General features: G+C 69.2%; 7 protein-coding genes. 6 read left to right on the plus strand and 1 reads right to left on the minus strand.

Going from position 1 to position 16,436, the window contains the following annotated elements:
- Positions 1–10 precede the first annotated feature (10 nt).
- From ENSA7_RS02315 to ENSA7_RS02335, 5 genes are all read left to right on the plus strand, one after another.
- Entirely contained in the window at positions 11–775 is a 765-nt protein-coding gene (locus ENSA7_RS02315; protein WP_146157239.1) for a hypothetical protein, read from the plus strand.
- Positions 776–899: 124 nt separating this feature from the next.
- The gene (locus tag ENSA7_RS02320) at positions 900–1,775 is read left to right on the plus strand and encodes a hypothetical protein (RefSeq protein ID WP_106087548.1); all 876 of its coding nucleotides are present in this window, start codon (positions 900–902) and stop codon (positions 1,773–1,775) included.
- Between the two features lie 98 nt (positions 1,776–1,873).
- The gene (locus ENSA7_RS02325) at positions 1,874–9,994 is read left to right on the plus strand and encodes an RHS repeat-associated core domain-containing protein (RefSeq protein ID WP_106087549.1); all 8,121 of its coding nucleotides are present in this window, start codon (positions 1,874–1,876) and stop codon (positions 9,992–9,994) included.
- A gap of 115 nt (positions 9,995–10,109) precedes the next feature.
- Complete coding sequence (locus tag ENSA7_RS02330) at positions 10,110–13,028, plus strand: serine/threonine-protein kinase (protein ID WP_106087550.1); 2,919 nt, start codon at positions 10,110–10,112, stop codon at positions 13,026–13,028.
- On the plus strand, positions 13,025–13,705 hold the full coding sequence (locus ENSA7_RS02335) for a hypothetical protein (protein WP_106087551.1): 681 nt from the start codon (positions 13,025–13,027) through the stop codon (positions 13,703–13,705). The genes ENSA7_RS02330 and ENSA7_RS02335 overlap by 4 nt, the downstream gene beginning before the upstream one ends.
- Before the next feature lie 16 nt (positions 13,706–13,721).
- On the opposite strand, the gene ENSA7_RS02340 is transcribed toward ENSA7_RS02335, so the two are convergent.
- Positions 13,722–15,188: a sigma-54-dependent transcriptional regulator gene (locus ENSA7_RS02340; RefSeq protein ID WP_106087552.1), complete on the minus strand. Its 1,467-nt coding sequence runs from the start codon at positions 15,186–15,188 to the stop codon at positions 13,722–13,724.
- A 218-nt stretch (positions 15,189–15,406) separates the two neighbouring features.
- Between ENSA7_RS02340 and ENSA7_RS02345 the strand changes: the two genes are divergently transcribed.
- A complete protein-coding gene (locus tag ENSA7_RS02345; protein WP_106087553.1) occupies positions 15,407–16,318 on the plus strand; it encodes a hypothetical protein in 912 nt (303 codons plus the stop codon).
- The last annotated feature ends 118 nt before the right edge of the window (positions 16,319–16,436 follow it).

Here is a 16,436-nt window from a genome sequence, read left to right on the forward strand (position 1 = left end):
AACACTGATCATGTCGAATACATACTACATCTCCACTCCCTTCTATCTGCAATGGCACGATCAGGGTCCGCTCGGCGGGCAGTGGAACGGCTCGAGTACGAACAGCGATTATTACGAGCTCGATGCGTGGTCGCTCCCCGCGACCTCGAGCGAGACCACCTTCTACTTCACGGCCAAGCAGAGCTCAGGGCATACCGGCACGTCGCAGCCCCAGGTGTTCGCAACCATGGTCGACCGCGGCGGCGCGCAGGAGATCACCTACGGCGCCAAGATCGACCCAACCGCGCCCGCACAGGCGACCGCGCTGCGGTTCACGCCGCTCGGCACGGAGCTCGAGTTCACGGCCGGTCGGCTGATCTCCGGAGACCCCAAGATCAAGATCAGCGAGACGACCACCGAGCCGACCTGCGCGCTGATCTGGACCGGCAGCCAGTGGCTGTACTCCTACGACGTGAACGCGCCGCTGACCGCCTACCGAGTGTTCGACTGCGTCAGCGACCCCAGCGCGGTCATCACCCTCAGCCGCGGCGCCCACACGATCTACGTCACCGACCAGACCGCCGACGGCTCGGCGCATGTCTGCGCGGTGTTCTACGCCGACGCCGACGCTGCTCCCGGTACCAATGTCGGGTTGGTCCAGAGCGAGACCTCGCTGCTCCGGACGACCGCCACGCCTGTGCCCCTCGCCGGGCCGACCGATCGCGACTGGCAGTGCACGCTCGAGCTGTTCTTCGCGCTGACCAACTACAAGAGCGCGGTCCTGCGCCAGCAATAACCGGTTAGTTCTTCGGCGCGACTCAACGCGCCGGGCTATCTACATTTCGTAGTTCCCCGGGTCGCCGCTTCGGCGGCGGGCCCTGGGCATTCCTTCGCTCACTCATCAAGACAAGGCAGATCCAATGACAGTCGCAATTCAGACCCTCAGCACCCTCCCCAACAAAGAGATCGTGTTCGACTTCGGCAAAGGCACGAACGTGCTCCATTACGTGGTCGGCATCTCGTACTGGAAGTTCAGCTTCGACAACACCGATCAGCGCATTGACACCATCACGCTGAATTTGACCTCCAACTCGGCTGGTTCTCAGGTGACGACCTCGATCGCCGCGCAGCTGCAGGGCGGCGACCACAAGATGGGATACAAGAATTCGTCGGTCACGCTGTCGTGCGTGGCGATCCTCAACGACGACAACCGCAACTACACCTTCGGCAGCGGCCTGGGGATCCCAAATGGCGGGCGCAGCTCGCCGATCACCCTGTGCAGCAGCACGCCGAGCGTCTCGAGTGCGTTCTTGTCGGGCTTCTCGCTCCGCTACTCGGGCAGCAAGCACCACGTACAGACCATTCAGACCACCGCCGGAGTCGCGACCGACGGCTCGACCGGCTACATCACCAGTCAAGCCAACATGAACGATCACAGCAATAACTGGGCCCAGAATCCCACGATCGACGGCGGGCTGATCTACGTGGACAAGAGCCAGACCGGGCTGCTCGCCCAGGCGCTGCCCAATCAACAGGCCGCGTCGCCGGTCTCGGTGAAGTTCCCCGGAACCTCGCTCTCGGCCGCAGCCGTGATGTTGCAGAGCCTGACGGTCAGCTACGGCAGCGGCCACGATCACGACATCAAGCATGTCGGCGGCGGCGCGCCCAACTGGACGGTCGGCGGAGACACGGTCGTGCTCGATTCAGCTCAGGCCTTCATGAGCGACGACTCGCATAATTCACAGCAAAACTCGGACTCGCGGGTCTCGCTGATCGTACTCGGGATCCCCGCCTGAGCGCCGCGCGAGCGGTCCCGGGCGTGCCCCGCCCGGGTCCGCGTTCGCGCCTTCGTCTCACTTCAATTTGTCTCGTACACGCACTCGGATTCACCGTCATGACCAGCCCCTCGACCAGCCCCTCGACCCAGGCCCCCGCGATTCGCACGTTTCAGATGGACAGCAGCGCCGACGGTAATCCGGCGAACGCCGTCAATTTGTTTCGTGGCGACGTCAACCTCACCCAGACCCTGTTCACGCTCGCGGGCCGCTCACAGGACGACCCGTTGCAGGTGTCGGTCGCCCTTCAGTATCAGAGCAACGTCGCCCGTGCGGCGGGGACCTGGAACGCCGACGCCCCGACCGGGCCGCTCGGGCTCGGCTGGAGCTTGCCGGTCACCTACATCGCGGCGACGCCAGGCCAGTCGCCAGTCGCGACCACCCGGCAGTACGCGCTCTATCAGAGCGGCGTGCCCAATCAGCTGGTTCGCCAGCCGATCGTGCCACTGTTGCTGAGCGTCGATGGGACCGTGGCCACGCAGCTGGTCGACGGGCAGACTGTCCCCGAGGTTGTCTGCGAGGCGCTCGCCAGCCATGGCCATCGACTCTCCAGCGCCGCGACGGTGGTTGGTTCCGGGCCCTGGAGCGTGCGTGACGACGCCAATATGCAGCTGCTGGATCTGCAGCTAGTCGGTAGCCAGCTCGAGATCCGCGACGGCGGCGAGCTCTACCAGCTCCAGAATTATCAGTTCTCCAAGATCGTCTACTATCCCGCTTATGAGCGCTGGCTGGTGGTCGGCGCCAGCGGGATCCGCCGCTCGTTTGGCGGCCGCGCGCCCGACCATGGACAGTGCGCGGCCGCGGTCGCCAACAGCATCGTGTGGTCGGTGTGGTCGACCAACGCGAGCGGCCGACCGATCGCAATCAGCTCCGGGATCGAGACGGACGACCAAGTTCAGGTCGCTACCGCGTGGTACCTGACCGAGGCGTCCGACCGGTTCGGCGGCGCGATCCGCTGTCGCTACAATGACTGGCCGCGCGACCCCAATGGCGTGGTCCCGGTCGTCGAGCAACAGGTCGGCGAGGGTGGGCGGCCGTACACCAAGGCCATCTACTTGAGCGAGATCGTCGACGCGCTCGGTCGGGTCGTCCGCTTCAACTACGCCGAGAAGCTGTGGTCGGCCGCGCCCGAGTCGCCGCGCGAGTACGCCGATCCCCACCGCGCAGAGCCGAGCAGCGCGCCCGGGCCCTACCAGGATCGCTACGAGACCTACTATCTGCGCGAGATCACCGTGAGCAGTTCGACCGCCGCGGTGATGTTCAGCTTCGAGTTCAACTATGCCGTCGCCAATGTCACGGGCAACACGGGGAGCCTGCGCGGCGACACCTACAAGCGGCTGTTGACCTCGATCGTCCAGCGCAACGCAGACGGCGTGGCGCTGCCGAGCATGCGCTTCGAGTATGATCTCGCGCCCGACAACCCGCACGGTCAGCCGGGGGCGCTGCTGGCCGTGACCTCGCCGCAGGGCAGCATCACCCGCTATCAGTACACCCGTCACGCGCTCGACCTGTGCGACCGCACGGCGACGATCGAGCGCCCGAGCCAGCTAGCCGCGGGCGCCTCACCGCGGGTGTTCTTTGGGACCGACTATTCGGTGGTGACCTACTATCAGCCCGACTCGGCCAAGCTGAGCCTGCAGATCTTCACCTGGGTTGGCTCGTGGCTGAGCTGGCAGCTGGATCCCGACAGTCCGGTGATCGACACCAAGGGCCTGGACATCGAGACGCTCGAGGTCCTCGCCGCTGACGACTTCGTGGCGTTGACCTTTGCGCGGTCCCAGGGTGGGCGCGCCGTCTATGTGCTGCAGCGCGACACGGCGCGGCCGGGGCAGTGGCAACCAGCGACGATCGGCGAGGTGACCACGGCCTGCGATGTGCCGACCCTGAGCTACGTCGGCCAGGCCAGCTTCGCGGGCGGGGCGAGCTTCTTCGTGGTCGCGCAGATGGACGTCGACCACATGCGGGGTAGCTACGATCGGCTGACCTGGCGGTGGACCCGTCAGTGCTGGACCCGAGAGACGACGACGACCTCGTCCTACGCGTGGGTGACCGCAGGTGCTGAGTATTACGCGGTGCTCGACGCGACCGGTGCGCTGACGCTGCAGGCGCTCGATGGGGAGCAGGCCTGGAGTTGCGTGGCGACCACGAGCCTCGCGGGTCTAAACCACAGCGACGTCGACAATGTGGTCCTGGTGCCGGGGGCCGCCCTGCTGGTCATCGCCAACCTGCAGTCGGGCAATTCGCAGCAGAACACCTACGCGTTGACGATCGTCGAGTGGGACGATCAATATGCGATCGGGACCAGCGCGTTTGGGCCGTTCACCGATGGGTTCGGCGATCGCGGCCAGCCGCTCTCGTGGGTGCCACAGATCGTGTCCGACACGATGATCGGGGCCAACGGCAACCTGATTCGTCGCGCTGGCGGCGGCTGGTCGGTCAACACCGCGCTGAACCTCGGCGAGAACCCTCCAGCGCGCACGGCCCAGCGCTACGCCTATGGAACTGACCACGCGATTCAGGTGATCGATCCGCTCGACGGCGCTGGCGCGCCCACGGCTTCGGTCGTCGCCTACGATCCGACCCGCGAGAATCCCTGGGTCGGTCCGACGAACATCGGCGCGACGCTGCCGAGCGACCGCGCCAACTACCCATCTGTCGCGGGCGGCGACTGGGCGGTGATCGGACCGTTCGTGTATTGCCGCGGGACCGCGACGGACTGGACCGACGTCTTCGCCGGATCCCCACTCGCCGACCTGCGCGAGCTCGCTGGCCAGGCGTTCGTGTCCGAGTCGCTGGTCAACGAGGGGCCAGGCTTCCTGGCCTACTCGGTCGGCGCGCCCGACCAGTCGTCGGCCCAGGCGGTCGTGCTCCACAATGGCGCGCTCGCGCCAGCGCCGACCCGGTTGGACGACGAGCGCATCTACGTCCCCAGCGAGGGCGGGCGCCCCGGACCGGGGATCTCGCCGCAGGGGCCGTCCACCTTCGTCACCTTCCCGGCCGCCGATAGCCGGTTCGACGTCGCCCAGACCGTGCTGCTGCACCGCTACGCGGGCGAGGCGATCGAGGGGCCGATCACCCACTACACCGTCACCTTCGCCGAGCTCGACGACGGCCTCTCGGGTCCGGTGCCGACCGCGTTCGAGCCCGAGCTCGACACCGCTGGCTGCGACCCCAGCGGCGACATCGTCAAGTTCTATCAAACGACGGTCTACCCGGGCGCGCGCAGCTCGGGCGAGGCGACCCAGGGCAAGGTCGTGAGTCGCTACCACAACGGGATCGTGCGCGCGCAGCCGGGCGTGGACGACTTCGACATGCTCGACGGGATGCTGATCTCGACGACGACCTACGCGCAGGACCAAGCCGAGCCGGTCGAGGCCACGAGCACCAGCTGGGCGGTGGTCCAGCAGGTCGCCTCGAGCCCGACCGATCCCGACGCGCCCCCGATCCAGCTGCGCGGTGGCTGGGTGACCCAGTCCCGTCAACAGCAGCTGCGCGACGGGGTCACGACCACGACCGACACCGAGTTTGTCACGCCCGACCTGCGGCTGCCGTACACCGGGAAGCCGACGGTCCAGCGCCGCGCGCAGACCAACGCCTCGGGCGAGCTCGAGACCTTTCAACGGACGACTCGCTACGGCGTCGAGTTCGACAGCGCGCTGGTGGCCATCCACGCGCTCGCGGATGTCGCGTTGGTCACCGATGTCCGCGTGGTTGGGGCGCGGACGACCGTGCTGTCCTCGACCGCGACCAGCTTCTCGAGCTGGGCGACCGCGATCGATCCACGGGTAGTGGCGCCCGCACCCGAGGCGCAGTTCGGCCTGCTGTCCAGCGACGACCCCGCGTTCCCGTTCGCCGACTACCAGCCTGGGACCACGCCGGCTGGCTGGCAGTTGGTCTCCCGCGTTGACGCTCGGGGTCGCTACGGGCTCGAGCGCGAGGTGACCGACGGACGCGGCGTCGCGACGGCGACCTTGTTGGGTGTCGACGAGCGGCTCGCGGTGGCGACGGTCATCAACGCGACAACCTTGGGCTGCGCGTACCTGGGCTTTCAACCCTACGAGGACAGCCGCGGCTGGACCCTCGACCAGGTCGAGCTCGATCCGCAGCTCGCGTTCGCGGGGACCCAGTCGGCGCGACTGCCCGGTGGTGCCTCGATCTCCGTCGCGGTCTCGCCGGGCGATACCCCGACCTACGTGATCGGCTACCGGTACCGAACCGCGTCGGGGTTCGGCGGCGGCGGAGGTGTTCGGGCCTGCGTGACCGTCGACGGCGTCGAGCAGCCCGCGGTCTCGCAGGCCTGGACCGACACCGCGCGGGCCTGGACCTACGCGACCTTGGCGGTGCCGATCCCGGTTGGCTCGCAGCGCTCGCTGGCGGTCGAGGTCCGCAACGTCGCCGACTTGGATGTCCACGTCGACTCGATCCTGATCGTGCCGCTGCCGAGCGGCGCGACCGTGCAGACCTTCGATCCGGACTCGCTGCAGGTGCTCGCGAGCATGGACGCCAGCGGCCGCACCAGCCGCACGGCCTACGACCGCAACCAGCAGCCCACGGTCAGCGTGGGCGTGGCGGGTCGGGTCCGCGAGCTCACCCTCGAGTTCGCGTCGCGGCTCGGCAACGTTGGCGATCGCTTTGATCCGACCTCGCCCAACGCCCAGCTGATCCTCGACGCCGCCGCGGGTGGCGTGCTCGAGCAGTTCCGCGACGGCGGCGGCTGGGCAACCCGCTGGGCCCCCTCCGATCCCAACGCGTGGGTGGCGATCGACGGCGCGCTCGAGCACCGCAGCGCGAGCCCGGGCTCGATCGTCTGGCAGGCCGAGCCGGGCGCCGACAGCTGGGCGCTGTACTTCGAGATCGAGCACACCGACGCGACGCCCAGCGTGACCGTCGGCGACATCCGGATCGCCTGGACGGGCTCGGGCTATCTCGGCGCGCAGGCTGGCGCGAGCTGGACCGCCCTGGCGACCCCACCCAACCTGGCCCAGCGCTGGCTGCTGGTGATCGGCGACGGCGTGGTGCTGTTCTTCGCCGACGGCCAGCTGCTGTTCGCCGAGAAGACGGCTCCGGCCGCCGGCTCGCTGGCGATCACCGCCGCCGAGATCACGCTGCGCAACCTGACGGTGGTCGAGCAGGTCCGGCTTGGCTCGACCTACCTCGACGGCGCCTCGCGCCAGCGCCAGCTCCATCAGCTGCACGGCGCCGACTCGTACGTGCGCGAGCTCGTCTACGACCCGCTCGGCCGCCAGCTGGCGACCACCAAGTGCGCGCCCGGAAGCTTCGGCGCGGGCGCGAGCGTGCCGGTCATGGGCTTTCGGCGAAGCTTCGTCGACCTGCCCGCGTTCGTGGCCGCGACCGCGTCGAGCTGGCGGATGACCGGCGACGTCGCCGACTACCACGCCGACGACGCGGGCTACCCGTACTGGGGCACCCGCTACGAGGCCTCGCCGCGGTCACAGCGGATCGAGCTCGGCCAGCCCGGTCAGCCCGACGCGATCAACCTCGAGCTCGAGCCCGCGCGGCGGCGCACCTTGATGTTCGAGTTTGGACCCAACCCCGGACCCGATCTGGCGGCCGGACAATTCAACCAGACGCGGGTGACCAGCGCGATCAAGGGCCGTGGGATCCGCGACACCGATCGGTTCGGCCAGGCCGTCGCGGGCAGCTGGCAGAGCGCGAGCGGTGAGCTGATCAGCCAGGCCGAGGGCCTGCGCAGCTACGACGATCCGAGCTCTGGCGCGACGACGACCCTCGAGGTTCGGCTGCCCAACGCGCTGATCCCCGGGCCGCAGTCCGGCGACAACGGCTACACCTCCACGTCGATCACCAACCCGCTGCAGCAGACCGTCGCGATGTCCGACGCCGACACGGGCGAGACCCGGTTCGTGTTCGACTCGGCCGGCAACCTCCGGTTCGTGCAGCCGGCCCTCGACGACGGCGAGGCATGGTTCATCTACTCCAAGTACGACGCGCTCAGCCGGGTCGTGGAGCAGGGCACGGTCGAGGGCAGCTGGGATCCAGACGAGCTCGCCCAGCTCGCTGATCAGCCGAGCTACCCGAGCGACGGTCGGCCAACGACCACGACCGCGTACGACGGCGACGGCGGCGAGCCGAGCCTGATTGGCATGAAGTGGCGGGCCACGTCCTCGAACCGGGCGCCGGATCAGGCCCCGGACGCCGGCGAGTGCAGCGTGGTCGAGACCTTCGCCTATGACGAGGGCGGCAACGTCGAGTCGGTCGCGCAGACGCTCGCGGGCGCGGTCACGGCCGCGGCCACGATCGGCTACGCCTCCAACACGCTCGGCGAGGTCGTGCGGGTCGACCTGCCCGACGGCGCACCGATCCGCGCGATCTGCTACGCGCGCGACGATCAGGGTCAGGTCATCGCGATCGGCACCAACCCCGGCGCCGAGGATCTCGGCGGCTTCGACTACGATCCCGACGGACAGGTCTGCACCCAGCGCTACGGCGGCGGCGCGTGGCAGCGCAGCTTCGACTACGCCTCGACCGGCTGGGTGCTGGGCTCGCAGACCCGCACGACCAGCGGCCAGCAATGCCTGACGCTCAGCATGGAGTACGAGGCCGACGGGCAGATGCGGTCACGCACCGTCGAGTCCGAATTTCAGGAGTCGTCGAGCTACGCCGATCGGTTCAGCTACGACGACCTGCGCCGCCTGACCGCCGCCGAGGGCAGCTCGGCGGTCAGCTACCCACGCTACGACGGCAACGGCAACCTGTGGACGGCGATCGAGGCCGGCCAGACCTCGACCTTCGAGTGCGCGCCCGGCAGCAACCGCCCGCGCACCGTCACGATCGCCGACGGCGATCCGCAAGTGCTCGACTACAACGCCCGCGGACAGCTGCGCGCGGGCCTGGGCCGGCGCCTGTCCTACGAGCGCAGCACCGCGATGACCACCGCGATCGCGAGCGGCGACAACCACATTCGGCTCGGCTACGGCAGCTCACAGCAGCGGGTGCTCAAGCAGATCATCGCGGGCGCGGGCGAGCAGCGGATCTACTTCAGCGGCGCCGGGCTGGTGCCGATCGCGACCCTGGTCGGCGATCAATGGGCGATCGACGTGCAAGGCCCGACTGGGTTGCTGGCTCGCGTGTCGGATCGGGCATACTTTCCGCTGACCGACACGACCGGCTCGATCTGGGCCGTGGTCGACGACACCAGCCTGGTCGGGGCCTCGAGCTACCGCCCGTTCGGTGAGCTGTCCGGCACCACCGGCTCGCCCGAGCGGATCCCCTACCGCTACCAGGGCCAGGAGTGGGACGGCGAGGTCCAGCTCTACAACTTCCGCGCGCGGATCTACGACCCGGTCTTGCGTCGGTTCGTGAGCCCCGACCCGCGTCGGCAATTCTTCAGCCCCTACGTGTTCGCTGCCGACGCGCCGTTGACCGCCGTCGATCCCACCGGTGAGTCGGCGACCTGGGCGGTGTACCTGGGCCTGGCCGCGCTGACCGTGGCGGGCGTGGCCTTGACCCTCGTGACGGCTGGGGCCTCCGACGCGCTGCTGTTGGCGGTGGATTCTTCGGTGCTGGCCGGGGAGGTCGCCTCCGGTGTCGCCGTCGAGGCGGGCGTGGAGGCGGCCGCGGGGGCGACGGTCGGATCCGTCGCGGGCGGGCTGGCTGGCAGCGCAGCCATGACGGCCGGGTTCAACGGCATCTGCTATGAGCACGCGCAGGGCGGCGACATCACGGCCGGCGGCATGTTCAAGACGCTCGGGATCGGGGCGGCGCAAGGGCTGGCCACCGGGCTGGTCGGCGGCATGCTCGGACCGCTCGCCGACGCCGCCAACGCCCGGGTCGCGGAGTCGTCCGTGTCCGCGTTCGCCAAGGCGGCCGGGCGGGCGGCGAGTGGGACGATCGCCGGGGTGGTCGGTCGGGACCTGCAACAGGTCTTGACCAACATCAGCAGTCAGCAACCCTGGTATCAGGGGCTGCTGCGCAGCTCCGGGACCGGTGCCATGTCGGGCGCCATGTCGGGCGGCGGCGGATCGCTGGCCGGCTCTGCGTGGGGCGAGGTCAAGCCGGTCGTCATGAACCCGGGGCCGACCTGGACCGCGATCACCGACTCGCTCGCCAGCCGGTACACGACGATCTTGAACCGGAGCGCGAGCGCGGTGCCATCGGCGTTCTCGAACGCGAGCCCGTACTGGGTCTTCTCGAGCCGCTGACGCGGGCCCAACCCTCGCGCCGGGCACGAGCCCGGCGCGAGGGCTTCACGTGCACGAGGCCCCGCGAGTCGGGTATCGTCGCCCGCCGGTCCACCGAGGATCGCGGGCGCCCGCGATGGACAGCGAGACCCAACAGTACGCGACGACCGATCCGACGGAAGAGCCACCCGATCTGGAGCCGGGACTCGAGCCGGGACCCGCGTGGACAGGCGAGCCCAAGCCCGATCACGACGGGGTCCTGCGAGTCGGCCGCTACCCGATCATCCGCAAGATCGGCGAGGGCGGCATGGGCGTCGTCTATGCCTGCTACGACGAAGCCCTCGATCGGCGCGTGGCGATCAAGCTGCTCAACTCGCGGGTGCGGTCGAGCTCGGCCCAGACTCGATTCGAGCGCGAGGCCCAGGGCCTGGCTCGCCTCTCGCACCCCAACGTGGTCCAGATCTACGAGATCGGCGCCCACCAAGACGCGCTGTACCTGGCGATGGAGTACATCGATGGCCAGACCCTGGGCGCGTGGCTGACCGAGGCGGAGCGAAGCTGGCAGGCGATCATCGAGATCCTGTTGGGGGCGGGGCGCGGGCTCGCGGCGGCCCACGCCGCCGGCTTGATCCATCGCGACTTCAAGCCCGACAACCTGATGGTCGGCGCTGACGGGCGGGTCCGCGTGCTCGACTTCGGCCTGGTCCGCGGCGTCTCGGAGGCGGGCTCGCTCGACCAGACCGACGACGACGCGCTGCTCGACCCCGAGTCCCGCGGACTCCTCGACCAGCCGGTGACCCGCGCAGGCACGATCCTCGGGACCCCGGCCTACATGGCGCCCGAGCAGCTCCAGGGCCGGCCCAGCGACGCCAAGACCGATCAGTTCGCCCTGTGCGCGGTCGCGTACGAGGCGCTGTTTGGGATCCGACCGTTTCCCGGCAACACCACCGAGGCGATCACCGCGGCCATGCTCAGCGGCCAGATCGCACCGGGTGAGGACCACCGCGGGGTCCCCCGTCGGGTCCGAGCGGCGATCGTCCACGGACTCGCCCGCGACCCTGATCACCGCTGGGCGAGCGTCGACGCGCTCCTCGACCAACTCAGGCGGGCGCTGGCGGGCCCCAGGCGGCGCCGGGCGGCGGTCGGTGTCGCGGCGGTGCTCGGGGCCGCGATCGCCGGGCCGTGGCTGCTCGCCGAGCCGGCCGTACCCGGGCCCAGGTGCAGCCTCGATGACACAGCCCTCGCCGGAGTCTGGGACGAGCCCCGCCGAGCGTCGGTCCGCGCGGCCTGGAGTCGGGGTGCGTCCGATCCCGCGCCCACCACCGCGTTCGTCGAAGCCAGCCTCGACGCCTGGGCCGAAGACTGGGTCCGCAGCCAACAGCACGCCTGCCAGGCCACGTGGGTCGAGGGCCGGCAGTCCGAAGCGATGCTCGACAAGCGCACCAGCTGCCTCGATCGTCAGCTGCGGGCGTTCGGGGCGGTGACCGAGCTGTTCGCCGACGCCGATCCCGAGCTGATCGCCCGCAGCCCCGAGCTGCTCGCCCGCTTGCCCGATCTCCACGCGTGCGCGAGCGCGGACCTGGTCGAGCTTCGCTACCCCCCGCCCGAGAACCCGGAGCGGGCCGCCGCGATCGGCCGCGGGTTCGAGACGCTCGCCCGCGCCCGCGCGCTGGCCGACGCCGGACGGCTGATCGACGCAGACGCGAGCGTCGACGCCCTGGCCGAGCTGGGCTCCGACTACCCGCCCTTGGCGATCGAGATCCAGGCGCTCGCGGGTGAGCGCCTGCTGTGGAACGGCGACCGCGATCGAGGGCTGCCCGCGGTGCTCGACGCGGCCCGGGCCGCCGAAGCGCTGCACCTCGACGACCAGGCCGCGAGCCTTCGTGCCCGGGTCGCGATCGACGCAGCCGGGACCTGGGGTCGCCCCGAGCTCGAGCAGTGGCTGGTGGCCGACGCCCGCGCGGCCGTCGATCGGGTCGGTCGCGCCAACGATCCTCGTCGGGTCGACCTGCACGTCGCCCACGGCTGGCTGCTGGATGCCCACGGCGAATACGAGGCCGCGCTCGGCGAATTTCAGGCCGCCGTGGCGACCGCGACGACGAACGGTCAGACGGTTCGCGCCGAGCTCCTGCGCGTCAACGTCGCCCGCATGCTCGCCAACCTCGGTCGCCATGATCAGGCGGCGCTCGAGTTCGAGGCGACCCGGGCGGCCGCCGCCCAACACCTCGGCCCAGGCTCGCTGCGACTCGCCGAGATCGAGCTCGACCTTGGCCTGTTCGCCGGCCAGCGCGGCGACTTCGAGGATGCCCATGTGCACCTCGACCGGGCCCGGGCGATCGCGGTCGCGGCGTTTGGGACCGACGCCACCCGCGTGACGCGGATCGATCTCGCCCGTGGCAAGCTCGCGCTCACGACCGGGGATCTCGACCGGGCGCGGGGCTTGTACGAAGACGTGCTCGCCGCCGGGGTCGGACCGCCCGAGTGGCGCGCCGACGCCCACGAGGCGATCGGTGTGCTGGAGTTCTACGCTGGAAACTACCCGGCCTCGCTCGCCGCCTATGGAGAGGCCCTCGCCCTGAGGTCGCCGATCCTCGCCGCCGACCACCCGACCCTCGCGATCTTGCACAGCAACATCGGCGAGTCGAAGGCCGCCCTCGGTGATCACGCCGGCGCGCTCGCGGCCTACACCCAGGCGATCGAAGCGATCGAGCGTCGGCTCTCCGCTGACCACTTCGATCTTGCGTTTCCGCTCAAGGGTCGTGGCCAGTCCCGGCTCGCGCTCGGCGATGCCGCGAGCGCCCAGGCCGATCTCGAGCGGGCCCTCTCCCTTCACCATGCCACCCCCGGAGAGCCGCTCGAGCAGGCCGACGTCGAGTTCAGCGCGGCCCGTGCCCTCGCTCAGCAGGGGGATCACGCCGCGGCCCGAGCCCTCGCTCAGCAGGCCCACGCCCACTACGGAGCCTTCGGACAAGCTGATCGAGCTGCGGCGATCAATCATTGGCTGATTGAGCTTCACCCCGCCGCCACCGGTTCCCATGTGCAGAGCTCACCATGACCCACTCATTTCGCATCCAATGGCACGACCCCAACTCCAACAACAGCGGCTCGCTGCGTGGTCGTCACGCCCGCCATGACGACTGGGAGTCGCTCGACGAATTCACCCTCTCCGCCGGCTCGAGCTACGACTTTTACCTGTCCGTGGTCGAAGGCGTGGACTACACGACCTTCGTCACGATCGAAGTTGGGGGCCAGATCTTCGGAGCCAAGGTCGCTCCGTTCATCCATGACGATCAAGGCAGCGGCAACCAGGACGCGATCCACCTCGGCCCGCTCGCGCTCAGCAGCACCGCGCTCACGGTCAAGGCGAGCGTGCTGGTCAGCGACGATCCCAAAGTCCACGTGACCTGGGGGAAGGGCGGCAGCAGCAACAACGCGACCGTCAGCCTGATCTGGACCGGCTCGGGCGGCTGGACCGACGGCGCCGGCCGTCCGATCCCCGATCCGATCGAGGTCGAGACCTACAACCTCGTCGTGATCCAGGTCAGTGATCAGAGCCACAGCGTCAGCACCGTGGCGATCTACGAGGCCCAGGCGCTGGTCGGCGAGCTGATCGACAACGGCCTCGGCCAGGCGTCCGCGACCCTGGTCCAGCCCACCGGGGCGTCCGACTCCACCTATACAGTCAACGTGTTCAACGTGCTCTCCGACTCCGGCATCCTCGCGGTCAACTGACGGCCACTCGCCCCCGTCACGAGCCGTCCGGCTGGTCGAGCTTGTGCTTCTTGATCAGGCGGAGCAGCTGAAACCGGTTGCGCAGCCCCAGCAGCCGCCAGGCTCGCTCCCGAACCCCGCCTGCCTGCTCGAGCGCGGCGCTGATCTGCGCGGCGGTCAGGCTCGCGTGATCGACCCTGGCGATCGGCGCAGGCGTGGGCTCGACCGTGGCTGCGGCCGCTGGATCGAGGTCGAGCTGGCTGCGACCTTCGACGGCGCTGCGCATCAGGGCGGTCCACAGCAACCCGTCGAGCTCGCGGACGTGGGTCTTGTAGCTGCGCCCGATCAGGTCGCGGATCAAGCTCGATTCGATCGCCGGAAACGCGTGGGCGGGATCGCGGCCGCCAAACAAGCGTCGCGCAGCGCTCGCGTCATCGCTGGCCAGGCGGCGCAGGAGCTCGACGATCAACAGCGCGATGTCCTCGCGCCGCTCGGGCAGGCCCGGGACCGCGATCTGAAGCCGGAACCGGGCCGCGAAGTCGTGCTTGAGCTGATTGAACCGGCGATTGGTCGCGGCGATCAAGCGCAGGTCCGCGCGCTGGGCTCGGGCGTCGCCAAGCCGTTGATACTCGCCACGATCGAGCACCCGCAACAAGTGGGCTTGCAGCTCGTGGCTGAGCTCGCCGATCTCGTCGAGGAACAGCGAGCCGTCGTGGGCCGCGCCGATCAACCCAGTCCGCGCGGGCATCCCTGGGTTGGGGTAGTCGCGGATGTTGCCGAACAGCTCGGCGTCGATCAGCCCCTCGGGGAAGGTCGCCGCGTTGCGCGAGACCAGGGCTTGGCGCGCCCGGCCCGACAACGCGTGCACCGCCTGCGCGACCAGCTCCTTGCCGACCCCGCTCGGACCGCCGACCAGCACGTGGACGTCGCGCTGGGCCGCGAACCAGATCTGCCCGCGCAAGGCCCACGCGGGCGGACTCTCGCCGACCATCCCGAACGCATCGGCGCGCCCGAAGCTGGGCAGCAGCTGCTCCGGTAGCTCGATCACAGGCAGCTCGGCCGGACGCTGGGCGACCAGCAAGACCAGCTCACCGCGCAGCTCGACGACCGCGCCCACCCGAACTGGAACTGGCCGCGTGGCGACCCTTCCGTCGATCTCGAGGGTTCGGCGGCCGAGGTTCTCGATCGTCAGCGAGTCGGCCTGGCTCGCGCGGATCCGCAGCTGGACCCGCGAGATCCGCGAGCTGGTCAGCGCGCCCGTCACCTGGTTGCTGCCCGGTCGCTGGCGGATCAGCGCCAGGCGCTCTTCCGAAGCCTCACCGGGACCCTCCCCGCGACCGAAGATCCAGCCACCGTCGGGCTCGCGCGCGGGGTCCGTGAGCAAGACCTCGCCGATCCGCTCGGGCTCGTCACGGCTCCAGACCACGACCAACGCGGGAAATTCGGGCACCCGTCGGACCGCGTCGGCCGAGCTCTGATCCGCGCTGATCGTAACCGTCTCCACCGCCGTTGAACGCTACACGCCGACGCTCTAGCTGTCGACGTGCGCGCACGTGCGGCGAGCGTGCGCGCACCAAGGCGAGCGTCAACCAGCGTCGTTGCGTGCGGTCTGAGCCCGAGTTGGACTGGCACGTGCGCTGCACCAGGTCTGGGCGAGCGCGAGGCCGCGTCGAGTTCGTCCCGAACCGAAGGTCTGCGCCACACCCGACAAGGAACCTATCGATGGCACTCAAAGCAATCTGGAAACGCACCAAACTCTCCGCTCTTCGCACCAACTCGACGGTCAACTTCGACTTTGGCCAAGCGGTGACCCCGGTGATGTTCGGCCTCAGCGGCTACTCACTCTCGTTCACCAAGGGCAAGGGCCACAACGTCGCCAGGATTCAGGCCTCGGCCGCCCTCGGGACCGGGGCCACCGGCGTGGTCCCCCTCGCGATGACCGCCCAGATGTACGACAACGGCGGCAACCAAGCCGACCCGGAGACCTCGTACGTCGACTTCACCGTGCTCGGCTGGACCGGCTCGAACACGGGGACGGTCAGCCTCAGCACCGGTGTGCTGCAAGCCAGCGGGAGCACCTACGAGCCCCGCTCGATCCCGTCGACCGTCTACTCCTCGGGGCCCGCGCTCGGCGGATTCGAAGCCCACTACAGCGAGGGCGACAATCAGGTCATGACGATCAGCATGGGCGCGACCCTCAGCGGGACCAACATCGCGCTCAGCGGTGACATGGTCGACAACAAGCGCCAACACGTCGCCGAGGTCGAGCTGATCGGCGGCGCGGTCCTGACCGGCGTCTCGACCCCCGGGTTCGCAATCAAGACCATCAGCAACCAACAGAGCGGCTCGAACGTGACGGTCTCGTTCGCGGACGCGATCCCGGCCAACACCAACCTGATCGACTGCGCGGCGTTCTTGAGCGGGTTCACGGCCACCTACCCGAGCGGCAAGGCCCACGACGTCGCCACGCTTCAAATTGGGCCCCAGACCGGCACCGGTCAGCCCTACGTGTCGGGGACCAACGTGATCGTGCCGGGCCCGAAAGCCTACATGACCGACAAGGGCCACCCGAGCCACGATCAGGACGACGACGTCAGCGGCATCAATATGACGATCATCGGAATCTACGCATAGTCACCCCGATCGCCGACCTCCCCTTCAATCCCCACATCACAGTCCATTGTCACGAGTCACGTGAGTTCGTGGCGCGAATGGTCGCGCCACGAGCTCACGTGCTGATTCGCTCTTTGCC

The sequence above is a fragment of the Enhygromyxa salina genome, assembly GCF_002994635.1.
GTDB classification, from domain to species: Bacteria; Myxococcota_A; Polyangia; order Nannocystales; family Nannocystaceae; genus Plesiocystis; species Plesiocystis salina_B.